Genomic DNA, 22,133 nt, shown 5'->3' with positions numbered 1-22,133 from the left:
TCCAAATAGTACAATGACAGAACAACTCAAACTTAAATTGAATGATTCCAAGGCTACCCGTTGGGGGGCATTGGTGATTGTTGCCTTCACGATGATGGCAGCTTATTATGTAAACGACGTGGTAGCACCGTTGAAGACAATGTTGGAAACGGACTTGGCTTGGTCGAGTACCGATTTCGGATTCTTTACCGGTGGTTATAGTTTTCTGAATGTTTTTTTCCTGATGTTGATTTGGGGAGGATTAATCCTCGACCGCTTTGGTATCCGTTTCACCGGAAAGCTGGCAACTATCCTGATGGTAGGTGGTACAGCACTTGAATACTATGCAATGACGGGACTTGCCGGTGCCGACGCGACTTTATTCGGAATCAATGAAATATTTGGCTATAAAACGGGTGTGTTTGTTGCTTTTGCCGGTTATTCCATTTTTGGAGTAGGAGCGGAGGTCGCCGGTATTACAGTTTCCAAAATCATAGCCAAGTGGTTTAAGGGGAAAGAGCTTGCCACGGCTATGGGGGTACAAGTCGCTTTAGCACGTATCGGTTCGCAAGCCGGTTATGCCGTAGCCATTCCTTTGGCCCGCGCTTTCGGTATTTCCACACCGGTGTTGTTGGGTTTGGTTCTGTTGTTGGGCGGTATGATTGCTTTCTTCGTCTTTGCAGTGATGGACAAGAAGCTGGACAAACAGATGGAAGCTGCTGCCATTGCTGCCGGTACGGAAGATGAGGAAGAGAAGTTCTCTTTTAAGGATGTGAAGAATATTCTGGTCAATCCCGGTTTCTGGCTGATAGCATTGCTGTGTGTATTGTTCTACTCTTGTGTATTCCCATTCCAGAAGTTTGCTTCCGAGTTGATGATTATCAAATACGGTATCAATGAGAATGTGGCCGGTACATTTGCCGGACTTCCGGCATTGGGAGCGCTGATTCTGACTCCGGTCTTTGGTGGTTTCATTGACAAGCGGGGCAAGTCCGCATCTATCATGCTGCTGGGCTCGGCCATGCTGATATGTGTGCATTTCATTTATGCTATTCCCGATATAAACTATTGGCTGGTAGCTATTGTGCTGATGATAATTTTGGGTATCGCTTTCTCGCTGGTACCTTCTGCCATGTGGCCGGCTGTGGCCAAGATATTCCCGGTAAGCCAGTTGGGTACGGCATACGCATTGATTTTCTTTATCCAGAATATCGGTCTTTGGGGTATTCCTACATTGATAGGGTGGGTGCTTGATGCCTATTGTATATCCGGCAAGAAACCAGATGGAACGAATATGTATGACTATACGGTGCCTATGTGCATTTTTACCGGTATTGCCTGCTTGTCCCTTATAGTGGCTCTACTGCTGAAGAAGGCAGACAAGAAGTATGGTTATAAGCTGGAAGAGCCTAATATTCAGAAATAATAGGAAAAGCGGATACCGTATGATGGAAATACCCGAAGGAAAAGTAAGTCTGTTGGACGCTGTTCCGGTCCGCTGTGGACATATAACAACCGAATGGGAAGGTGAGTGCGCCGTACTCGCCTACCCACGGTTTAAATACGAATGGATGCGTCGTTTTTTATTGCCGAAGGGGATGTCTCCTGACATCCATGTGAGGCTGGAAGAACACGGTACAGCTGTCTGGAATCTGATAGATGGACATCGTACCGTGCGCGAAATCATCTATCTACTTGCCAGGCACTTTGGGGAGGAAGAGAATTATATTCCCCGGGTCACCGCCTACGTAATGCAGTTGCGTAAGGATGGATTTATCCAGTTGACAATCCGGAATTAGAATTCCTTTATTCCCTATCCACTTTTATCAATCCTCCCGTTGCCGTATCAAACAGCACTTTGATGGTAGAATTCTTGTTGAACAGTACCGGTGCGAGGTATTCTACGGTGCCGAATTGGGTAATGGGAAGTTGGTCGTCAAACAATTTCTTATTGTTATACACCAATGTCACTTGTGCCTTGCCCGGAAGGTTATAGGCTACACCGTCCACTTTCTTTTTGCCTTCCTCGGTGGCAGATACATCGGGACTTTTGAGGTCGGTGACGCTGATATAATACGGTTCACCGGCAAGGTCATTATTGGCCACCACTCCCAGCTTTCGGGAAAAACGGAAAGCCACTTCATCTTTCATCTCTTTAGGCGTCAGCCGGATGGTGAATGTCTTGGGTTCTTTCTTTATTTTGCCCGAGAACATTTCCGTCATAGCCGTTTCCTGCTGGTTCAGATTGTCAAGCATCAGCTTGAGTTGGGCGCCGTCCTTGGGCATATTGTCTGCTTCGCCGCGCAGGAGGGCATTCTTGCTTTCGCGGATGCTGTATATTTCCTTAGCCACCAGCTCGGCCATCTTGGCACTGGAGTTGGACATCAGTATTTCTTCCGTCAGAAAACTGCGTGGGTCAATGCTGCTTTCGGTGGCTTTGGCTTCGGGCGTCTTGGCAGCAGGCTTACCGCTGAACGGAATGTTGATGGAGCGGACAATTCCGTCTTCGGTAAGCTCCATAAGGGGTGCTACGGTCTTGTCTTTCATCTTCACGAAATAGACGTTGTCCTTATCCGGTACACCGGCTATGCGGGTTTCTATCTTATCCAGTGTCCAGAACTCCTCGGGTTCGGCAGACACGTTGTTGAGACGCAGATAGCGGTCGGCATATCTGCAAAATTCTCCGGGAGTGTAAGTATGTTTGGTGGCTTGCAATACGATTTCTATTTCTGTTTTGGGTAACATATAGGTCACTCCGTAGTCTTTGCCACGCATCACACCGGTGGTTACGTCTGTTTGCGCCAGGGCAGTGGTAGACAAGAACAGAGCTGAGAGCATCAATATATTCTTCTTCATAATGTACATTCGTTTAGACTGATTTAGCTAAGGGACAAAGTTAATGAAGTTATCTTTGCTAAATATTGCTTTATAAATTATTAACAGAGCTGACGAACTGTACGCAAACCGGCATGTCGACTACAATGTCCTGATGAGTATCTTCCAAGAGTCCGGTAACTTCGTTTCGTTTGTATACCTGAATGACATTGCTGTCGCGGCAGGCGGCAAGCAAGTATTTACCGTTGGGCGTGATGTTGAAGTTGCGGGGATGGATGCCGGTGGGCTGATAACCTACCTTTGCCAAGGTCCCATTTTCGGGATTCACGGCAAAGATGGCGATGCCGTCTTCTTTCAGACGGTTGCTGGCGTAGAGGTATTTCCCATCCGGACTGAGGTGGATGTCTGCACTTCCACGGGCGGCTACGGTGTCGGCTGTGATAGTCTGTATCTGTTCCAGGCAGCCGTCGTCGTAACTGAAGGCAATGACCTTACCGGACAGTTCGGTGATGAGATAGGCAAACTTCCCGTTAGGGCTGAATGTCAGATGGCGCGGGCCGGAATCTGCCTCAATGCCAACGGCTTCCAGAGAAGCATGAGGAATAGGGTCGTCGGGGTGCATCACAAAGCGCAGGATGCGGTCGGCACTGAAGTCGGTGGCGAAGATATACTTTCCGTCCGGTGAAAAGACCGTGCAATGGATGTGGGGAGTGGCTTGCCGTATGGCGTCGGGACCGGTGGCAGAGCCTTGAAAGAGCGTGTCTGCAGGAGCCAAAGTGCCGTCTTTCTGTAAAGGAAAGACGGACATGGTTCCACCGCTGTAGTTGGCAGTCAACACTTCCCGGCCATTGGTGGCCACGTAGCAGGGGTCGGCGCCGAAGGTGGGAACGGTGTTCAGCAGGCGCAGTTCTCCCGTTTCCCGGTCGAAGGCAAGGGAGCTGAGGGCTGCTGTGCTGTCGTTCATTTCACTGACGGCATAGACAAATTCGCCATCTTCCGAGGGGACGAGGTAGGAGGGATTGGGCAATGCCGCTGAACTGAGCGGAACGGCTGTTCCCGTCTCCTGATTAAAGCGGAAGGTATAGATACCCTTACTTGAGCCATTCGTGTAAGTACCTATTAGCATGGCGAGTTCGTCCTGGTCACCGTTAGTGCCCTTTGGAGAAGAGCCACATGCTGTCAAACCTAATCCGAGCATACAGAAAAGAAGTGTTTTCATTAATTTAATGTGTTAATGTGCCAATATGCTAATGTGCTAATTGGCTGCGCTGTATATGCTGCATGGTCATTGGTACATTAGCATATTGGCACATTAGCACATTAAAATTTAACTTCGGCAATACTGACGCGGTCATCGTTCAGCACGATGCGGAGGTCGCTGGCGGTAGTGCCTTTGAACGGATAGGAAATCAGTTTGCCGTATTCGCTGACGGTGCCCGAATATACGGTGAGGAACTGTCCGCCACCGCCCGAGAGCTGGATTTCGAAGGTTGCCGGCAGGTTGTTGTCACGTGTAAAGGCAATGGCAACTTTATCTACCTTGGCTCCGTTCTTCAAGGCAAAGGTAATATAATCTCCCTTATTTCCTTGCCATGCGGTATTGATTTTTTCGTCGAGCACGTTTTCGGCATCCTCTGGGTTGGTGCTGGCACTCACACGCTTTGCTGGTTTTTGGGCTTCAATGGCTTTGGCACGGGTCTGGTAGTCTTCTACGGTCAGCGTTCCGTTCAGGCGGATGTCTTCGGAAGAGGCGCCGGCCATGAGCACGAAGTCGCCGGGTTCCACCACCCATTTCATGTCGGCGTCCAGAAGCTCCAGGTGCTTGCGGTCGATGGTGAAGGACAGCTCCTGGGCTTCGCCCGGTTCGAGGTGGATGCGCTGGAAGCCTGCAAGATTCTTTTCGTAGGTGGTGATGCTGCTCAGTACGTCGCGGATATAGAGCTGCACTACTTCATCTCCGGCACGTTTGCCGGTGTTGGTCACCTTCAGGCGGACGGTGGCAGACTCGTTCGGGGTGATGACTCGGGGGGTGATGTCGAGGTCGGAGTACTCGAAGGTGGTGTAGCTCAAGCCGTAACCGAAGGGGTAGAGTGCTCCGTTGATGCGTGACATGTTGCCCGTAGGTCCCGGATTCTTACCGCCGTCTATCTGTGAAGAAGGTTTGCAGGGGAAGTTGAAGGGGATTTGCCCTACGGTCTTGGGGAAGGTCACCGTCAGCTTTCCACCGGGGTTGTAGTCGCCGAAGAGGATGTCGGCCAGGGCTGTTCCGCCTTTGGAGCCGGGATACCAGGCTTCGAGGATAGCGGGGACGAACTTGTCTGCCCAGTTGATGGAGAGCGGGCGTCCGTTGATGAGTATCAGTACGACGGGCTTGCCCGTGGCTTGTATGGCTTGAAGCAGTTGCAACTGCCGGCCGGGCAGGTCGAGGCTGGTGCGCGATTTGTTTTCGCCGCAGGTGCGTTGTCCGCCGCCCAATACTACGACGGCAACATCAGCTTGGCGGGCATTTTCTACGGCTTTGTCTATCTCGGCTTGCTCGTCGTCGGTCAGAGGATAGTCTATGATTTCACTTTCGGGCCAGTGGGCATCCACTAGGTCGCAGCCTTTGGTGTAGAGCACCTCTGCCTTGCCTTTTGTCTTTTCTTGAATGCCTTCCAGCACAGTGGTCACTTCTACGGCAAGTGGGCCGTAATGGGTCAGCGCGTAGCCTTCTTCATTGGCATTGGGACCACAGACGGCAATCTTCTTGGTGGAGTTGATGTCTAAGGGCAACAGCTCATCGGCATTCTTCAGCAGAACGACGGACTCGTGGGATGCCTGCAAGGCGATGGCTTCGTTCTCTTCTTTTTCCACTTCACGGTCGGCACCGGCAAGGTCTGTCTGGTAGGGGGCATCGAACAGACCAATGAGGAACTTTACCCGGAGGATGTCGCGCACACGGTCGTTAATGACTTCTTCGCTCAGCCCGCCTTCCTTCACCAGTTCGCGGAGGGGAAGGACGAAGGAGTCGGGCGAGCGGAAGGTACAGCGTACGTTCAGCCCGGCTTCCACGCTTTGGCGGACGGCTTCTTTCATGTCTTTGGCGGTGCCGTGCTTGGTGTAGAGGTATTCTACGGCGTCACTGTCGGATACGACGTAGCCACGGAATCCCATTTCGCCACGCAGGCGGGTGGTGAGCCAGTAGTAGCTGCCCTGCACGGGGATGCCGTCGTAATCGTTGTACGAACTCATTACGCCCAGCATGCCAGCTTCCCGGATGACGCGTTTGAAGGGGTAGATGTGTATGTTCTCCACTTCGCGCGGCGACATTTGCGGGTCCACGCGTGCCATGCCTTCGCGGGCGCCTTTGTTGTTACTGTAAGCGGCAAAGTGCTTGCCGGTGGCGGCCACTTGGTGGTTGTGCTGCAAGCCGCGCACCATTTCGATGCCCAGTTCGGCTACGAGGTAGGGAGATTCGCCGTAAACTTCTTCGTAGCGTCCCCAGCGCTGGTCGCGTCCTACGTCGAGGATGGGGGCGTAGACGTTGGTGTAGCCCAGCATGCGGGCTTCGCGTCCGGTGATGAGTCCTACTTGGCGAATCAGTTCACGGTTCCAGGTATGTCCCAGTCCCAGTTGGGTGGGGAAGTTGGTGGCGCGGTAGCTTTCCACGCCGCGTATGCCTTCGTTGGTAAAGTCTACGGGGATGCCGAGACGGGTATCTTCCACAAAGAACCGTTGCACCTCGTTCAGTGCCCAGGCGTGGCGCGAGGCGGGCCAGACGTAGGCATTGTCCGAGGGAGGCAGCCCCCATTGCTGGAAGCCGTTCAGGTGTTCGTCGATGGCGCCGATGCCGTCTTTCCAGAGCAGCTCTTTCCATTCGGGGGTGGGGAGGTCGTCTTTCAGTACGCGTTTGTAGCCGTAGAGGGTGACCATTTGGCAGGTCTTTTCGTCCAGCGTCATCTGTTGCAGCAGGTTTTCGATGCGTGCTTCGAGCGGGGCGGAGGGGTCTTCGTACACGTCTTTCACTCCGTTTTTGTTGAAGTCTATCCAACCTTTGCGGTACATTTCACTTTTCACCGGCTTGTAGGTTGCCGGTGTTTTGGCAGGCTTTTGTGCGCAGAGCAGTGTGCTTCCTCCAAGCAGCAGGGTTAGGGCAATAAGGTTCTTCATGATATGTTCTAAAAATCTCTTGGTTATTATTGTTTCTTTTGTTGACAAAAATACGGCTAATGTGTGAAATAAAGGGATAAAATAGTCCGAAGTATCGGCTTTTATTGTCCGAAGGGTCTTCCTCTTACTAAAAATATCCTCCAAGACGCTACCGGGGAATTCAAATCATTATTAGACGAAACATATCATTCACTTTTAAAAAGAAAGAGAGAACACTATAATAACCTGAAAAGTAGATGCAGTCGCGGTGTATACAAGTATTACGGCTACATCTGTTAAACGAGGGTGTATTTATATAATAGGAATCTGTTGGCGGAATTGTTGCTTGTATGGAAGAACTTTCTTTTCAACCTTGGGATGTCTAAACCAAACCTTGGTTTAGACATCCCAAGGCTGGGTATGGAAAAACCAAAGTTTGGGATAGATTGCTTCCTTAATTCTTTCCGGTTTTTCAGTTAACTTCAGAGACTTTTTCCGTTAACTTCCCATCTCTTTTGTACAAATATCCATTACAGAAGATAGATATTCCCTCTTGCAGGGGGTAATTCCGTCAACGGATACAGGCTTTGGTAGCTGTTTGAACATTGATGACAATGGGGTGCACATATTCTATGTATGGAAGATTATTGTTTTTATCACGAAAAGTCAGTATTAGCTAATATTTGTAAATATATGGTGATTGCTAATAAAAGAATATGTATCTTTGGGCCAAAGAAAGCGGTAGAGGATGAAAAATAAAGTAGCATTTATCCCTTTTTCACCCTCCCTACTTAGCAATGAGTTACGCAATCTTTTAAATTTCAGACCGTTACAAAGTCATGGGGTTGACTGGATTTGACAGCGGGCAGAAATGGTAAGTAAGCATGCAGTGCGTCGTTGATTTGCACTTTAATCTCAGTCCTCAAAATTTTATCTGGCGAAACTCGTTACGCTCTCGCTGCTTAATCGAAGTATAGTAGATTGAAGCTTAATCCCGGCACCAGGTGCTGGGACGTGACATCACTCGGAAGCTGTTGCTCCGAAGCATTCCGATAAAGTGGTGCAGTCAAATCGGGGATAGTTCGTGTCAGCCTCGTGGCGCGGGTGAAAATTTAGAGGATAAGGCAACGGTTGATGGCTTTGGTTCTGCCGCTGCACGAAAATTTAGGCAAAGATAAGCATGTAGAAAGCTTATGATTTCCTCGTTTGGACGAGGGTTCGATTCCCTCCAGCTCCACGGAAATAGTAAAAAGAAGTTTGTAAGTCCTTGAATTCCAGTAATTCAGGGGCTTTTTCTTTTCTTCTACTCCCCCTACCTTTTATATTCATTTAGAAAATAGTTGTAGTAAATGTGCTACAATTCAAAATTAATATCTACTTTTGTCTGTTCAAAAATCAATAACTATTAGAAGTGGGGGCAACACTTTAAATTCTGCAACAGATTTATGAAAATTCACGAAGGAAAATGTACAGAGAAGATTTTGAAAGAACGTGAACGGATTGGTAGTCGGTTAGCCATTCTTCGCAAGAAGAGAAATATGACCCAAGAGGAATTGGCTAATCTTTGTGGTGTTAATCGTGTTAATATAGCCAAGATAGAGAAAGGGGCTTATAATGTGAGCATTGATATACTATCTAAGGTAACATCCGCTCTTGGTTTTGTGATAGATATAAAAGTGGATAGCTCTGTTTGTCCGACTCATTTCTCTCAACGTAAACCTGTAAAGCTGGTAATAGGGAAAGACTATTATGTCAGTTTTGGCAATAACGAAGCCCATAGATGTAAGCTGGTTGATATTCCGGAGATGTACCAAGGTCAAAGAATTAAAATCGAAACTCCGACCCCGAGAGGGTCTATCACCCACATATTATTTGCCGATGAAATAGGAACGACACCTGACGAGGCTGTAATGAACCAAGTAACGATGTAAAAACATTAAAAGGGAGGAAGTGCAAGTTCCTCTTTTATTGAAATCCCCCTCGCTACAACCATCTGCAGCGAGGGGGATTTTTTAGTTTATGAGGGTTTCTACACCCACTCTTTCATCAGAGCTATTCAAAAAATTAATGATTTCTTCTGAATATATAATCTTAAATTGATGGTTCGGAATCAATTCTAAAGCTGGGAAATCAGTAGTGATTAACAGTTTTAGTCCCTTTCTTTAATATGTAAAAGCAACTTGTACAAAAGAAGTTTCTTATATACGGGATAGCAGCAATAACTCCGTTGAGCCTTCGTGGGGACAAGCCGAATTTGATTTTATAATGTGGGTTTATAAGGTACAGTCTCCGGTCAATGATTTGATAGTTGGCTTGCCGGACGATGCGATTGAACAGTTCGATGGTGCATCCGGTGCTCTTTATATCCAGTAGCTCCGTAATTGCGTGTTCCTGCTCGCCGCATAGTCTTAATATCCATTTGTATAAAGTGCGGGGAAGGAGGTGGAGAAAAGGGAAGTGTGAAACAATGCGGCTGTGTGCTATCTGCTGGTGGCCTCCGAATGGCATTTGCCAGGCGGGAAACCCTACAAATATAGCTCCATCGGCAGACAAATGCTTTTGTAGGCCGGAGAGGAACCGTTCTTTGTCTCTGATATGCTCTATCACATCGTGTAGAAGAATCAGGGGAAAATTCGTAGCCTTGTCCTTAAGCTGGAAAATGTCGGTGGCAATGAACTGTCCCTGCTGATGCCTTTGGGCGAAGAAGGTCCTGGCTTGCTCTATTCGCATGGCATCAATGTCTACGCCCATCACTCGGCAACCGGCTTTGGCAAAGGGGAGCAGATTGCCTCCCTCTCCACAGCCCACTTCCAGCACTTTATCGGGGATGTGTCCGATGACTTCCTTTATGTAGGGGATATAATAGTTCTTGCTGGTCTGTGACTGTTCACCAAAGTAGCTTTCCCGGTCGGTATGTCGTTTCTGCATGTTCTTTGTTCCTTCTTGAGTTTGATTATCCATATAAATAGATAATCAGTCGGGTAAAAGACTGCGTGGCGCATCGTTTTTTTACCAGGAAATGCGGAGGCCTACCGGGAGGGTGAATGTGAACGGGTGTTCCTTTCGGATGGTGCGCAGTTGGCTGCCGTCGGGGATATAATAGTTTACAGTCGGCTCCAGATAGATGCCTGCCTGGGGTGTGAGGCGATATTGTATGCCTATACTTGTGTTGACCGACCACTGCCAGGGAGCACTTACCGGCTGGCTGTCGAGCTTGTGTGGAATACTGTCCGTGACATGGAAGCTTTGGAGTGTCCCTTTTATGGGGATATCCACCTGCATGCCTGCCGTGGCATAACTGGAGAAACGTTTGTAATGCCAGAAACGGTAGGAAAGCCGGAGAGGAATGCCGATATAATGCAACTTCTGGTTGTCTTGAATGCGGAATGCTTCGCCGGTAGTGAACTCCGACCTGAGAAGCGTATATTGCAATCCGGTTTCCAGACTCCAACGCTCATTCAATTTCTTGCTGAGAGAGAGTCCCACGACGATGGGGGCATGATGTTGCTGGTTCTCAACAATCCTGCCGCTGTTATTCTGGGCAATCTGCATGAGTCCGATGGAATCTTTTCCCAGAGTACCCTGCTGATAGCGGGTGTGCAGATAAGAATAATACTCTTCCCACGTGCTGACTTGTTGAGGGAAGTCACTTGAAATGCCGTCGGTATGTGGAGTGGCAATCAGCTTATATAAGTTCTGTGCCAGTTGCGGTCCGAGTGAACCTGCCAGCATCAACTTCCATTTTCCGGATTTCTTCTTGCGGGTTGGCGGCATCAGGGAAGGGGAGGAGGCGAAAGCCATCTGCCGGTTGGTGATGGTCTGTCCGGTGAATGGAGAAGGTATGGGATATTTGTGGATACTATCTTTCATTGTGGGTATGGCAAGGGGCCATTCTGTGGAAACTGGAACGGGAGGGATGATTCGTTCCCTTTTGTTCAGATTTTCTTTGGTATAGCATTGTTCGTCGGTTCGGGGAGTATCGGTTTTCTTTGTTTGTTGCGTACTCCCGGCTTGCCTGGAAGAAACTTTGGACAAACGGTTTTCCCTGATACTCTTTTTCTCTCTGTACAGATAGTCATACAGCGTTGGAAAGAGAAGCAATACTGTCAAAACAATGAATACACGGTATCCTGCCAGCATCTTTTTAAGTAAAATTTTCGCCCGGAACAATTGGGAGGAAGAGGAGTGTGGCGCTATACCCAGTAAATCTCCGATTTCTTTGTGGGACAATCCTTCCAGTACTGCCAGTTTAAATACCTTGCAGTAGCCCTCCGGAAGGCTCTCCACTATATCCAGCATCTTATCGTACGAAATGAAATCCGGACAAAAAGGATTTTCAGCAGGCTCTTCCTCTTCCGGAATATCTGTCAATGGGATGGTGGGGTTGGCATTGGCATGGTTGAGGTATTGCAGTGCCAGGTTTCTCATAATCTTTTTCATCCAGTATTCCAGTTTCTCCGGGTTGCGCAGCGAATGAATGGAAGTGAATATGATGACAAAACCGTCGTGAAGAAGATCTTGGGCTATCGTTGGGTCGGGAATATAGCGTAGGCATACTTTCAGCATTTTCTCTGAATAGTTTTCGTAGAGCAGGCTCAAGGCCTGCCCGTTTCCCTTCTGGCATAAAGTGACAAGAGCTTTTGTATCCATGTGTTTGTCTCAATGTTATTTCTTAAGGATAGAGAAGAACATGAATGACTGCATGGATTTTTATTTTTTAACTAAGCCTCCCGGTTGACTTCTGCTGCACAGTCCGGACAAATGCCTTTCAGTACATAGTTGATGCTGTTCAGTGTAAATCCTTGAGGCAGCTTCACCACCGGAGTGGGAATGTTGGTGAAGCAGAAGGTTTTGTTGCATTTCTCGCAATGGAAATGGGTGTGCAGGTCGCTTACGTCGCAAGAGCAACTGTCGCTGCACACGGCATACTTGAAGGAACCCGTCCCGTCATCTATACTGTGTATCAGATGATGGGAGAGGAATAGGGTAAGGGTACGGAAGATGGTGGATTTGTCCACCGTATCCAGCATGGTTTCAAGGTCGAGCAATGAGACGGAACGGCCTGCCTGCATCATGGTGCGCAATACCAGGATGCGGATGGCAGTGGGCTGTATGTCCCTTTTGGCCAATAGGTCCAAATATTTCTTTTCTTCCATTTTTTCTATTTAATAAGTTTTTGTATGCGTATGGCGTTCACTATCGCAATGAGGGCGACGCCTACGTCGGCAAAGACAGCTTCCCAAAGTGTAGCGATTCCACCGGCACCGAGGATGAGGACAAGCAGCTTCACTCCGAAAGCCAGCGAGATGTTCTGCCAGACAATCCGGCGGGTTTGCCTGCCCGCATGAATGGCGGTGGCCACTCTCGAAGGCTGGTCTGTCTGTATCACTACATCGGCGGTTTCGATGGCGGCATCGCTGCCAAGTCCGCCCATGGCGATGCCCACATGGCTAAGGGCAAGAACCGGGGCATCATTGATGCCGTCGCCCACAAAGGCTATTCGGTTGGCAGGGTTGCTGCGGAGTGCCTCGATGTGCTTCACCTTTCCGTCCGGCAGCAGGTCTCCGTATGCCTGGGTGATGCCTAGCTTTTCTGCAAAGTTAGTAACAATGGCTTGTTTGTCTCCCGATAATATCTGAATATTATTGATATTTAAAGCTTTTAATTCTTTGACGGCGTTGACGGCATCTTCCTTTAATGTGTCTGATAGCAACAGATAACCGGCATATTTTGTTCCGATGGCGCAGGCCACAATCGTATCGACAATTGATGACAATTCATCGGGATATTCTATCCCGAACTTAGTCAGCAGGCGGGTGTTGCCCACCAGGACACGCGTTCCATCCATAGTGGCTTGCAGTCCGTGGCCGGCAATCTCCGTAACGTCCGTTGTGGCAATCAACTCTATATCCCTTTGTTTGGCATAGCTTACGATGGCTTTGGCTATGGGGTGCGTACTGTTTCGCTCTGCCGAGGCGGCAAGCTGTATCAACTTCTCTTCCGTAACTCCCGGTTGTGCCTGGCAGGATTGTACATCGAAGGTGCCTTTGGTCAGCGTACCCGTCTTGTCGAATACCACCGTGTTGACTTGGGTGATGGCATCGAGGTAGTTGCCACCTTTGAAGAGGACACCCAGGCGGGAGGCGGCGCCGATTCCTCCGAAGTAGCCTAACGGAATGCTTACGACGAGGGCGCACGGGCAGGAGATAACCAGAAAGACCAATGCCCTGTATAGCCAGTCATTGAAGATGAACGAGAATTGTGCATCTGCCAGCGAATAGAGGAAGGGGAGCAGTACAATCAATGCCGCCAGTCCGGTGACGGCGGGTGTATAGATACGGGCAAACTTACGGATGAAAAGTTCTGCCGGCGCTTTGCGCTCGGAGGCATTCTGCACCAGTTCCAATATACGGGAAAGAGCACTTTTCTCGAAGGGTTTGGTGACTTGGATGCGTACGACTTTGTCGGTCGCAATCATTCCGGCAAGCACTTCCCCGCCCTGGCGGATGTTGCGGGGAACACTTTCTCCCGTCAGTGCAGAGGTGTTGAAGGCGGCAACTTCGTCCAGCATCGTTCCGTCCAGGGGGACGCGCTCTCCGGCTTTTACTTCGATGGTTTCGCCTACCTGCACATGTTGGGGAGCTTCGACAAGTGTACTGCCGTTTCTGATGACCGTTGCCGTTTCGGGACGTACGTCGAGCAGGGCGCTGATGTTACGCTTGGCTTTGTCTACGGCTTTGTCCTGAAAGAGCTCTCCCAAGGAGTAGAAGAGCATGACGGCAACGCCTTCGGGATATTCGCCTATATAGAAGGCGCCGAGGGTGGCGATGGACATAAGGGTGAATTCGCTGAACACGTCCTTTTGCAGGATGCTTTCCCAGGCTTCCCTCATCACCGGGAGGCCTACGGGGAGATAGGCAAGCAAGTACCATATAAAAGGTACATACTCTCCCTTGAAGAAGGTGGTGTCAGTAGCATTCAGGATGAGCCCTCCGAAGAGCAATAGGGCGGAGAGGATGATTCTCCAATAATCTTTCAGCAGACTGTTTCTTTTTTCTTGTATCGCTGTATGTCCGTGTGTGCAGCAGCATTTGCAACTCATATTGTTTCCTCCTATTTTCTATTTTCTGCAGCAAAGGTAGCGGAAAGGAGATGCAACTTGGTTGCAAAGTGAAAATTCCCGGACTGTCCGGGCTGTCTTAGATTTCCAGCATCCGCTTCTCCCGTTCCAGGTCTTTCTCGTTCAGCAGGGGAGAGGGGACGGAGCAGGTTTTGATGAAGTCGCCCGGCTGGCAGGTGTAGTTGTAGTAGGGGCGTTGCTCGTCGGTCAGCTGGTCTTGGGGGATGAGCTGGCCTTTCAGTTCCAGGAAGTCGTCCATGGAGGTGCTGTCCGAGTGTTTGATGAAGAGGATGCGGCGGGCTATGGGGTTGCGGTTGTAGTCCAGACAGAGGTAGAGCCCTTTGAGCAGGTGGGGAAAGTCGTACATGGGCAGTTGCAGGTAGATGGTGGACAAGGCCAGTTGGGGCGCCTCGCGTTCGTTGAAGAAGATATAGGCATTCTGGTGGTTGTTGAAGACAGCAGTGCCGAAGTGGGTGGTGTTGTAGGCGCTCATGTGCACCACTTTGACGTGGTCGTTGCTGTCGGCAGGGGTTATCAGGTAAGGCTCTACCTTTAAGGCATTGGAGGAGGAAGAGAGGCTGTAACTGATGTAGATGCCGCTGTAATTGTACACTTCCTGCGCCGAGTGGAGCATCTCATGAAGTTTATTAATAATGGAAATTCATTTTTGCTGTCAGCACCCGCCTCTATCTTTGCCGCCGAAATCAAGAACGAACTTAAACGACACACTATGTTCAACGGTGAGAAAAAACAGATAATACAGAGCAAGAGACTGGCTGATGCCTTGTTCATCCTTTGGGCGGGTGGAGCGGCTTTGCTCTCCTATTCACTGGTCTATGCGCTGCGCAAGCCGTTTACGGCTGCGGGCTTCGACGGGCTCGACTTCTTCGGGATGGATTACAAGACGGCAACCAGCATCGTGCAGATTTCCGGCTATTTTATTTCCAAGCTGATTGGCATCAAGGTAATTTCGGAACTGAAGAAGGAGAACCGTCTGAAGTTCATCATCCTCTCGGTGGCGGTGGCCGAGCTTTCGCTGGTGCTGTTCGGAGCGTTGCCCCGGCCGCTGAATGTCTTTGCGCTGTTCTTCAACGGGCTTTCGTTGGGATGCATGTGGGGAGTGATTTTCAGTTTCCTCGAGGGGCGGCGGGTGACGGACCTGCTGGCGAGCCTAATGGGGCTGAGCATTGCCATCAGTTCGGGCACGGCAAAGTCCGTCGGGCTGTTTGTGATGGAGCATCTCCACATCAGTGAGTTCTGGATGCCTGCCTTTATCGGTGCCTTTGCCTTCCCGCTGCTGTCGTTGCTGGGCTGGCTGATGACGAGAATGCCGCAACCTACCGCGGCAGACCGGGCACTGCGCTCGGAACGGGTGACGCTGGACGGCAGGGCGCGTGCGGACCTCTTCAAGAGCTTCATGCCGGTATTGCTGATGCTGTTTGCGGCAAACTTGTTCATCACCGTCTTGCAGGACATCAAGGAGGACTTCCTGGTGAAGATTCTGGATGTGGAGGCGGCGGAGCTGTCGTCGTGGGCATTTGCCAAGGTAGATGCGGTGGTGACACTGATTATCTTGTTGCTTTTCGGACTGATGTCCGCGGTGAGGAGTAATATAAAGGTGCTGTGCCTGCTGCTGGTGCTTGTGACGTGCGGCACAGCGACCTTGGGATTCGTGGCCTTCAATTACGATGGGTTGCAACTGCCACCCATGACGTGGCTGTTCCTCCAGAGTTTGTCGCTCTATACTGTTTACCTCAGCTTCCAGACGTTGTTCTTCGAGCGTTTCATCGCCTGCTTCCGCATCAAGGGGAATGTGGGGTTCTTTATTGTCACACTCGATTTTATCGGGTATACCGGTACGGTGGTGGTATTGGTATTCAAAGAATTCTTCAATCCGGACATCAACTGGCTGGATTTCTATAACCTGATGTCGGGCTATGCCGGCATTGTGTGCAGTGTGGCTTTCCTATGCTCGGCTGTCTACCTGGTGCAGCGCTATCGCAAGGAGAATGCTTCGGGACCGTTGGGCTCTTCCCTTTTCCGTTTGCGCCGTTGGTCCCGGCCGGGCAATTCCTTGCTTCTTGAGACTGAATAATAATATATCGTATGAAAAGAATTGAATGTATCATTATGGACTGGGCAGGAACTGCCGTCGATTACGGTTGCTTTGCTCCCGTCGCCGCCTTTGTCGAGAGCTTTCGGGCCATCGGCGTTCCCGTCACAGCTGCCGAAACACGTGCGCACATGGGGCTGACCAAAGTAGAAGAAATCCGTGCGCTGTTCGATATAGAGCGTGTCCGTGCGGAATTTGAACGGAAATTCGGCCGTCCCGCCGGTGAGGAAGACGTGCAGGCACGTTATGCCGAATTCCAACGGGTGTTGTTTGCCTCGCTCGAAGATTATACCGACCCTATTCCCGGTGTGGTGGAAACGATTTCCGCACTGCGTGCGCAAGGTATCCGCATTGGCTCCACCACCGGCTATACCCGCTCTATGATGGATGTTGTGCTGCCTGCCGCCACAGCCAAAGGCTATGCGGTAGATAATTGCGTCGCTCCCGACGGGTTGCCTGCAGGCCGTCCTGCTCCCTACATGATATATAAGAATATGGCAGACCTCGCCATCCCCTCCGTAGATTGTGTGTTGAAGTATGGCGACACCATCGCCGACATCAAGGAGGGTATCAATGCCAAAGCATGGACCGTCGGCGTAGTCCTCGGCAGTAACGAACTGGGACTGACGCAAGAGGAAGTCTCCTCCTTGCCTGCCGATGAGCTCGAAGCCCGTAAGGCCGATGTCTGCCGCCGCATGCTTGCCGCCGGTGCCCACTATGTGGTCGATACCATTGCCGAGCTCCCCGCAGTCATCGCCGAGATAAACCGTAAACTTGAGATTTTGTAACCCTTATAAACGTATAAACTTAAAAACTCAATGCATATGAAACCCTACATTCTCCTTACCCCCGGCCCCCTTACTACCTCACAAACCGTCAAGGAAGCCATGCTGACCGACTGGTGTACCTGGGACGAAGACTACAACCTCCACATTGTGGAAGAAATCCGCAAGTCCCTCGTCTCCCTCGCCACCCAGCATACCGGCGACTATACTTCCATCCTCCTGCAAGGCAGCGGCACGTATTGTGTGGAAGCCGTCATCGGTAGCGTCATCAAGCCTGGCGACAAACTCCTCATACTGAGCAACGGCGCCTACGGCGACCGCATGGGCAACATCGCCGAGTATCACGGCATCTCGTACGACATGCTTGCTTTTGACGAAACAGAGCAAGTCTCCGTCAGCTACGTCGACGACTATCTTTCGCACAATGCCGAAATCACCCACGTTGCCGTGGTGCATTGCGAAACCACTACCGGCGTGCTCAATCCCCTCAAGGAGATAGCCCACCTCGTCAAGATGCACGGCAAGAAACTGATTGTAGACGCCATGAGCAGCTTCGGCGGTGTTCCCCTCGATGTACACGAACTGGGCATAGACTTCCTCATCAGCAGTGCCAACAAGTGCATCCAGGGCGTTCCGGGATTTGGCTTCATCATCGCTCGCCGTTCCGAGCTGTTGCACTGCAAGGGCGTCTCCAAGTCACTCTCTCTCAACATTTACGACCAATGGGAAGCCATGGAGAAAGGACATGGCAAATGGCGTTTTACTTCTCCTACACACGTGGTCCGCGCCTTCAAGCAAGCCATGGACGAACTGGCAGAGGAGGGCGGTGTGGAGGCCCGTCACAACAGATATTGCGAGAACCACCGCGTGCTGGTGGACGGCATGCGTTCCCTCGGTTTCCAAACGTTGCTGCCGGACGAGATTCAATCGCCCGTTATTACTTCTTTCCTCTATCCTCATGCCGATTTCAACTTCAAAACTTTCTACACACAACTGAAAGAACGTGGATTTGTCATCTATCCGGGAAAGATTTCGCAAGCCGACACTTTCCGTATCGGCAATATCGGAGATGTTCATCCCGAAGATTTCCGGCAGCTGATAGAGATAATTCGCGAGTGTAAATACTAAGCTCCGAATCTGCATAGATTTAATCGTTCCATCGTGGAGGAAAAATCGTTCCACCATGGTGGAACGATTTTTTCCTAGTGGTGGAATAATATTTTCCCCATGATGGAATGATTTGTCCTTCGCCTTCCTTCTTCTTAAGCTTCCCTATTAAATTTGACCTTCGTCAAGTCTGTAAACGCTATCTTTTCGTATTTTTGCACCCAATTTCGGAGGTATCAGATTTATGGCAACATCCAGAGAAATGACGGAAGGACGGGCTCTTCCGTTGATTTTCAACTTTACTTTGCCTTTACTGCTCGGCAATCTGCTGCAACAGACCTATTCATTGGTAGATGCAGCTATCGTGGGGCGCTTTCTGGGTATCAACGCCTTGGCTTCAGTCGGGGCAAGCACTTCGGTCGTTTTTCTTATTCTGGGATTCTGCAATGGCTGTTGCGGAGGTTTCGGCATTCCCGTGGCGCAAAAGTTCGGTGCGCGGGATTATGTCACGATGCGCCGTTATGTGGCTGTCAGCCTGCAGCTGGCTGCGGTGATGTCTGTTGTCATTGCCGTGGTTACCAGCTTTTACTGTGCAGACATTCTGCACATGATGAGTACGCCGGAGAACATATTCACGGGAGCCTATTATTACCTGCTTGTCACGTTTATCGGGGTTCCCTTTACTTTCTTCTATAATCTGCTGTCCAGTATTATCCGTGCATTGGGTGACAGCAAGACGCCGTTTTGGTTTCTACTTCTCTCTACGGTACTGAATATCCTGCTCGATTTGTTCTGCATTCTGGTACTGGGTTGGGGAGTGGCAGGAGCTGCCATCGCTACCGTATTTTCACAAGGCGTCTCGGCCATATTGTGCTACATCTATATGATGCGTCGTTTCGACATTCTGAAGACAACGCCAGCCGAGCGGAAATTCGACGGTGCTTTGGCACGCACACTGATGTACATCGGCGTACCCATGGGACTGCAATTTTCCATTACTGCCATTGGCAGCATTATGCTGCAAAGCGCCAATAATGCTTTGGGTACGGCTTGTGTGGCTGCATTCACGGCAGCCATGCGTATCAAGATGTTTTTCATGTGTCCTTTCGAGAGTCTGGGCATGGCAATGGCCACCTATAGCGGGCAAAACTACGGTGCGGGCAAGCCGGAACGTATCTGGATGGGAGTCAAGGCAAGCACCCTGATGATGATTGTTTATTGGGCGTTCACTTTCTGTGTACTGATGTTCGGTGCCAGGACTTTTGCCCTGTTCTTTGTAGATGCCTCTGAGTTGGAGATTTTAAAGAATACGGAGTTGTTCCTGCACATTTCCGTTTCCTTTTTCCCGGTTTTGGGACTGCTCTGCATCCTGCGATACACTATCCAGGGGGTGGGATATACCAATCTTGCCATGCTTTCCGGTGTCTCGGAAATGATTGCCCGGATACTGGTCAGCCTGCTGGCTGTTCCGGCTTTCGGCTATCTGGCCGTGTGTTTTGGTGACCCTACTGCATGGATTTTTGCAGATGCCTTTTTAATACCAGCCTTCATTTATGTCTATCGGCGGATACTTCGGATGAAGAAAAATTAGTGTATCTTTGTATCGGGGAGTTGAAAGAAGAATGACCGGACGAAAAATTATACACATCGATATGGACGCATTCTACGCCTCCGTAGAACAGCGTGATAACCCTGCATTGCGGGGCAAGCCCATTGCCGTGGGCCATGCGGAGGAGCGGGGAGTGGTGGCGGCAGCCAGTTACGAGGCACGGCGTTTCGGGGTGCGTTCTGCCATGTCGTCACTGAAGGCAAAGCGGCTGTGCCCCCAACTTATCTTTATCCCGGGACGGATGGAAGTCTACAAATCCGTTTCCCGCCAGATACACGAAATCTTTCATGAATATACGGATGTCATCGAGCCCATTTCGCTGGACGAGGCTTTTCTGGATGTGACGGAGAATAAACCGGGCATTCCATTGGCTGTAGACATCGCGAAGGAGATAAAGCGGAAGATGCGGGAGAGGTTGAATCTGGTGGCTTCTGCCGGCATATCCTATAATAAGTTTCTTGCCAAGATAGCCTCGGACTACCGCAAGCCGGACGGGCTTTGCACCATACATCCTGCCCAGGCACTGGACTTTGTTGCCCGGCTGCCCATTGAAAGTTTCTGGGGAGTGGGACCGGTAACGGCGAAGAAGATGCACACTTTGGGGATTCACAACGGGGAACAGCTGCGTATGCAGTCTTTGGAGATGCTGACCCGCGAATTTGGCAAAGTGGGGACAGTCTATTATGATTTTGCCCGTGGCATCGATATCCGTCCGGTAGAGGCTGTCCGCATCCGCAAGTCTGTGGGTTGCGAACATACGTTGGAGAAGGACATCAGCAAGCGTTCATCCGTCATTATAGAGCTGTACCATGCGGCAGTGGAGCTGGTGGGGCGACTGGAGCACGCCAATTTCCGCGGGAATACGCTGACGCTGAAAATCAAGTTTCATGATTTTAGCCAGATTACCCGCAGTATGACCCAAGCAAAGGAGCTGGTTGCCCTTGACGTGATTCTGCCTTTGGCAAAGCAATTGCTGCAGGAAGTGGATTATGAACATCATCCTATCCGTTTGATTGGGCTTTCCGTTTCCAACCCCCGTGAAGAGGGGGAGGAGAAAGGAGTCTGGGAACAGCTGAGTTTTGAATTTAGTGACTGGGAGACGGAACATTCAAATAAATAATGCTATATTTGTGTTCAGTATCAAAAAAAGGAAAGCTATGGGCTGTTTTATGAATATTTTGTGGTTGATGTTTGGAGGTATCATCACTGCTGTGGAGTATCTTATTGCAAGTTTATTGATGATGTTCACCATTATTGGCATCCCTTTCGGTATGCAGACCTTGAAAATGGCAAGCCTTGCCTTGTGGCCTTTCGGCAAAGAGGTTCGTAGCGGGGAACGTTCCAACGGTTGCCTCTATGTGCTGATGAATATTCTTTGGATATTCTTGGGCGGCATTTGGATTTGCCTTTCGCACTTGGGATTCGGGTTATTGCTGTGCATCACCATTATAGGCATTCCTTTCGGTATCCAACACTTTAAGCTGGCAGGGCTGGCATTGACTCCTTTCGGGAAGGATATTGTTGCGGCTTGAGCGATTGTGCTGTATCGTTTTTTTATAAATATATGTAAGTATAATTGATGGTGGAGGATGAATGGTGCTTTAATCTTATTGTAATGTGCTTCTGCTTGCATGCTAAATGTTTAGCTTTGTGTTTAGCATCCGATTATGGCTCTATTTCTTGTTTTTATTTGAATTATATATAATAATAATTTTATTTTTAAAAGTGAAATGTTATATTTGTGATTATCCTCACCTATAACACTTCACATATATGCGAAAAACACACCTTTACACGCTACTATGCGTCCTATGTTTTCCATCTTTGGTTTGTGCACAACAAGCCGTTTTTGATGAATTCAGAAAAGCGGCAGGAGATTATGCTGCTCTTTACTCCGGTAAGGCAGAGGAAAATTATAACCAGCAGAAGTATCTTAACCATCCCTATTGGAATACGGATGAATTTCGCGAGGGGGCTGTCTGTTATGGCAGATGGCTTTACTCGGATTTGCAGCTCCGTTATGATACCTATAAAAAGAGTCTGATTGTGGTTACTCCGGAGAAACGGATAACCTTGCAGGTAGATATGCGGAAAGTGGATTATTTTGTCATAGAAGGACAGAAGTTTGTACCGCAGGGTGACTGTTTCGCTGCGTTGCTATATGATAGTCCGCAAATGTGCCTGACACAGTATATCGTATCCACAATGGAGTCTCAGGTGAAGAAAAACGATCTTTATTACAGCCGGTTCAAGAAAAAGAGCTATTTCAGTCTTCGCAGTGGCGGAACCGATTATGTGATAACTTCCCGTTCGGGTTTCTTGAAACTTTTTCCTACATACAAGAAGCAGTTGAAGGCTTATTGCCGGAAAGAGCGGCTGGACTTCAAGGAAGATGGCGGTGTCCGGGCAATGACCCGGTTAACGGAATATATTGATTCCTTAATTCATGGAAAATAA

The 22,133-nt window shown here is 49.6% G+C and carries 17 protein-coding genes, 1 other RNA gene and 1 pseudogene; 11 read left to right on the top strand and 8 right to left on the bottom strand.

The features are described from left to right. Positions 1-13: 13 nt before the first annotated feature. Together DW039_RS00955 and DW039_RS00950 are read left to right on the top strand one after the other, a co-directional pair. Positions 14-1,405, top strand: a complete 1,392-nt coding sequence (locus DW039_RS00955; protein ID WP_005831932.1) for an MFS transporter — start codon at positions 14-16, stop codon at positions 1,403-1,405. A gap of 19 nt (positions 1,406-1,424) precedes the next feature. Further along, complete coding sequence (locus DW039_RS00950) at positions 1,425-1,778, top strand: PqqD family protein (protein WP_057258649.1); 354 nt, start codon at positions 1,425-1,427, stop codon at positions 1,776-1,778. A 7-nt stretch (positions 1,779-1,785) separates the two neighbouring features. On the opposite strand, the gene DW039_RS00945 is transcribed toward DW039_RS00950, so the two are convergent. From DW039_RS00945 to DW039_RS00935, 3 genes are all read right to left on the bottom strand, one after another. Then, a complete protein-coding gene (locus tag DW039_RS00945; RefSeq protein ID WP_057258670.1) occupies positions 1,786-2,835 on the bottom strand; it encodes a DUF4831 family protein in 1,050 nt (349 codons plus the stop codon). Between the two features lie 70 nt (positions 2,836-2,905). Continuing rightward, entirely contained in the window at positions 2,906-4,033 is a 1,128-nt protein-coding gene (locus tag DW039_RS00940) for a lactonase family protein (RefSeq protein ID WP_057258650.1), read from the bottom strand. Between the two features lie 101 nt (positions 4,034-4,134). Continuing rightward, positions 4,135-6,963 carry a beta-glucosidase gene (locus DW039_RS00935; protein WP_120172573.1) on the bottom strand — a complete coding sequence of 943 codons (2,829 nt, stop codon included), beginning with the start codon at positions 6,961-6,963 and terminating at the stop codon, positions 4,135-4,137. An 820-nt stretch (positions 6,964-7,783) separates the two neighbouring features. Between DW039_RS00935 and ssrA the strand changes: the two genes are divergently transcribed. Together ssrA and DW039_RS00925 are read left to right on the top strand one after the other, a co-directional pair. Beyond that, positions 7,784-8,182, top strand: a transfer-messenger RNA (tmRNA) gene (ssrA, locus tag DW039_RS00930). Positions 8,183-8,387: 205 nt separating this feature from the next. Further along, positions 8,388-8,873, top strand: a complete 486-nt coding sequence (locus DW039_RS00925) for a helix-turn-helix domain-containing protein (RefSeq protein WP_016272883.1) — start codon at positions 8,388-8,390, stop codon at positions 8,871-8,873. Between the two features lie 199 nt (positions 8,874-9,072). Here the strand turns inward: DW039_RS00925 and DW039_RS00920 are convergent, their stop codons facing one another. The 5 genes and pseudogenes from DW039_RS00920 to DW039_RS00900 form a co-directional block, all read right to left on the bottom strand. Next, positions 9,073-9,870, bottom strand: coding sequence for a bifunctional 2-polyprenyl-6-hydroxyphenol methylase/3-demethylubiquinol 3-O-methyltransferase UbiG (locus tag DW039_RS00920; RefSeq protein WP_022401948.1), 798 nt, complete (start codon positions 9,868-9,870; stop codon positions 9,073-9,075). Between the two features lie 81 nt (positions 9,871-9,951). Then, the gene (locus tag DW039_RS00915; RefSeq protein ID WP_117704008.1) at positions 9,952-11,592 is read right to left on the bottom strand and encodes a sigma-70 family RNA polymerase sigma factor; all 1,641 of its coding nucleotides are present in this window, start codon (positions 11,590-11,592) and stop codon (positions 9,952-9,954) included. Between the two features lie 71 nt (positions 11,593-11,663). Beyond that, positions 11,664-12,098 (bottom strand): Fur family transcriptional regulator, encoded by a 435-nt coding sequence (locus DW039_RS00910; protein ID WP_005831909.1) that lies wholly within the window; start codon positions 12,096-12,098, stop codon positions 11,664-11,666. A gap of 5 nt (positions 12,099-12,103) precedes the next feature. Beyond that, complete coding sequence (locus tag DW039_RS00905) at positions 12,104-14,044, bottom strand: heavy metal translocating P-type ATPase (RefSeq protein ID WP_120137974.1); 1,941 nt, start codon at positions 14,042-14,044, stop codon at positions 12,104-12,106. Positions 14,045-14,141: 97 nt separating this feature from the next. Then, a pseudogene (locus DW039_RS00900) lies at positions 14,142-14,699 on the bottom strand (hypothetical protein); the annotation flags it as partial. On the opposite strand from DW039_RS00900, the gene DW039_RS00895 reads away from it, so the two are divergent. From DW039_RS00895 to DW039_RS00860, 7 genes are all read left to right on the top strand, one after another. Continuing rightward, positions 14,700-16,157 (top strand): DUF5690 family protein, encoded by a 1,458-nt coding sequence (locus DW039_RS00895; RefSeq protein ID WP_081106195.1) that lies wholly within the window; start codon positions 14,700-14,702, stop codon positions 16,155-16,157. A gap of 11 nt (positions 16,158-16,168) precedes the next feature. After that, complete coding sequence (phnX, locus tag DW039_RS00890) at positions 16,169-16,963, top strand: phosphonoacetaldehyde hydrolase (protein WP_022401952.1); 795 nt, start codon at positions 16,169-16,171, stop codon at positions 16,961-16,963. Between the two features lie 36 nt (positions 16,964-16,999). Next, the gene (locus tag DW039_RS00885) at positions 17,000-18,088 is read left to right on the top strand and encodes a 2-aminoethylphosphonate--pyruvate transaminase (protein ID WP_117713742.1); all 1,089 of its coding nucleotides are present in this window, start codon (positions 17,000-17,002) and stop codon (positions 18,086-18,088) included. Positions 18,089-18,311: 223 nt separating this feature from the next. Continuing rightward, positions 18,312-19,658: an MATE family efflux transporter gene (locus DW039_RS00875; protein WP_057097793.1), complete on the top strand. Its 1,347-nt coding sequence runs from the start codon at positions 18,312-18,314 to the stop codon at positions 19,656-19,658. Positions 19,659-19,689: 31 nt separating this feature from the next. Next, entirely contained in the window at positions 19,690-20,796 is a 1,107-nt protein-coding gene (dinB, locus tag DW039_RS00870) for a DNA polymerase IV (protein WP_057097794.1), read from the top strand. 37 nt (positions 20,797-20,833) lie between these two features. After that, positions 20,834-21,208 carry a YccF domain-containing protein gene (locus DW039_RS00865; protein WP_005832831.1) on the top strand — a complete coding sequence of 125 codons (375 nt, stop codon included), beginning with the start codon at positions 20,834-20,836 and terminating at the stop codon, positions 21,206-21,208. Positions 21,209-21,449: 241 nt separating this feature from the next. Further along, positions 21,450-22,133 carry a hypothetical protein gene (locus DW039_RS00860; protein ID WP_005832827.1) on the top strand — a complete coding sequence of 228 codons (684 nt, stop codon included), beginning with the start codon at positions 21,450-21,452 and terminating at the stop codon, positions 22,131-22,133.

Source organism: Bacteroides sp. AF39-16AC, assembly GCF_003602735.1.
Lineage (GTDB): Bacteria > Bacteroidota > Bacteroidia > Bacteroidales > Bacteroidaceae > Bacteroides > Bacteroides uniformis.
This window is presented reverse-complemented; position numbering and strand designations above follow the sequence as displayed.

What these genes read in the sequence shown, in the direction of transcription:
- DW039_RS00925 (WP_016272883.1), top strand. Translation starts at nt 8,388, where the DNA reads ATGAAAATTCACGAAGGAAAATGTACAGAGAAGATTTTGAAAGAACGT.
- DW039_RS00875 (WP_057097793.1), top strand. Translation starts at nt 18,312, where the DNA reads ATGGCAACATCCAGAGAAATGACGGAAGGACGGGCTCTTCCGTTGATT.
- DW039_RS00945 (WP_057258670.1), bottom strand. Translation starts at nt 2,835, where the DNA reads ATGAAGAAGAATATATTGATGCTCTCAGCTCTGTTCTTGTCTACCACT.
- DW039_RS00860 (WP_005832827.1), top strand. Translation starts at nt 21,450, where the DNA reads ATGCGAAAAACACACCTTTACACGCTACTATGCGTCCTATGTTTTCCA.
- DW039_RS00940 (WP_057258650.1), bottom strand. Translation starts at nt 4,033, where the DNA reads ATGAAAACACTTCTTTTCTGTATGCTCGGATTAGGTTTGACAGCATGT.
- DW039_RS00885 (WP_117713742.1), top strand. Translation starts at nt 17,000, where the DNA reads ATGAAACCCTACATTCTCCTTACCCCCGGCCCCCTTACTACCTCACAA.
- DW039_RS00935 (WP_120172573.1), bottom strand. Translation starts at nt 6,963, where the DNA reads ATGAAGAACCTTATTGCCCTAACCCTGCTGCTTGGAGGAAGCACACTG.
- DW039_RS00905 (WP_120137974.1), bottom strand. Translation starts at nt 14,044, where the DNA reads ATGAGTTGCAAATGCTGCTGCACACACGGACATACAGCGATACAAGAA.
- DW039_RS00955 (WP_005831932.1), top strand. Translation starts at nt 14, where the DNA reads ATGACAGAACAACTCAAACTTAAATTGAATGATTCCAAGGCTACCCGT.
- DW039_RS00895 (WP_081106195.1), top strand. Translation starts at nt 14,700, where the DNA reads ATGAAGTTTATTAATAATGGAAATTCATTTTTGCTGTCAGCACCCGCC.
- DW039_RS00950 (WP_057258649.1), top strand. Translation starts at nt 1,425, where the DNA reads ATGATGGAAATACCCGAAGGAAAAGTAAGTCTGTTGGACGCTGTTCCG.
- DW039_RS00910 (WP_005831909.1), bottom strand. Translation starts at nt 12,098, where the DNA reads ATGGAAGAAAAGAAATATTTGGACCTATTGGCCAAAAGGGACATACAG.
- DW039_RS00920 (WP_022401948.1), bottom strand. Translation starts at nt 9,870, where the DNA reads ATGCAGAAACGACATACCGACCGGGAAAGCTACTTTGGTGAACAGTCA.
- dinB (WP_057097794.1), top strand. Translation starts at nt 19,690, where the DNA reads ATGACCGGACGAAAAATTATACACATCGATATGGACGCATTCTACGCC.
- phnX (WP_022401952.1), top strand. Translation starts at nt 16,169, where the DNA reads ATGAAAAGAATTGAATGTATCATTATGGACTGGGCAGGAACTGCCGTC.
- DW039_RS00865 (WP_005832831.1), top strand. Translation starts at nt 20,834, where the DNA reads ATGGGCTGTTTTATGAATATTTTGTGGTTGATGTTTGGAGGTATCATC.
- DW039_RS00915 (WP_117704008.1), bottom strand. Translation starts at nt 11,592, where the DNA reads ATGGATACAAAAGCTCTTGTCACTTTATGCCAGAAGGGAAACGGGCAG.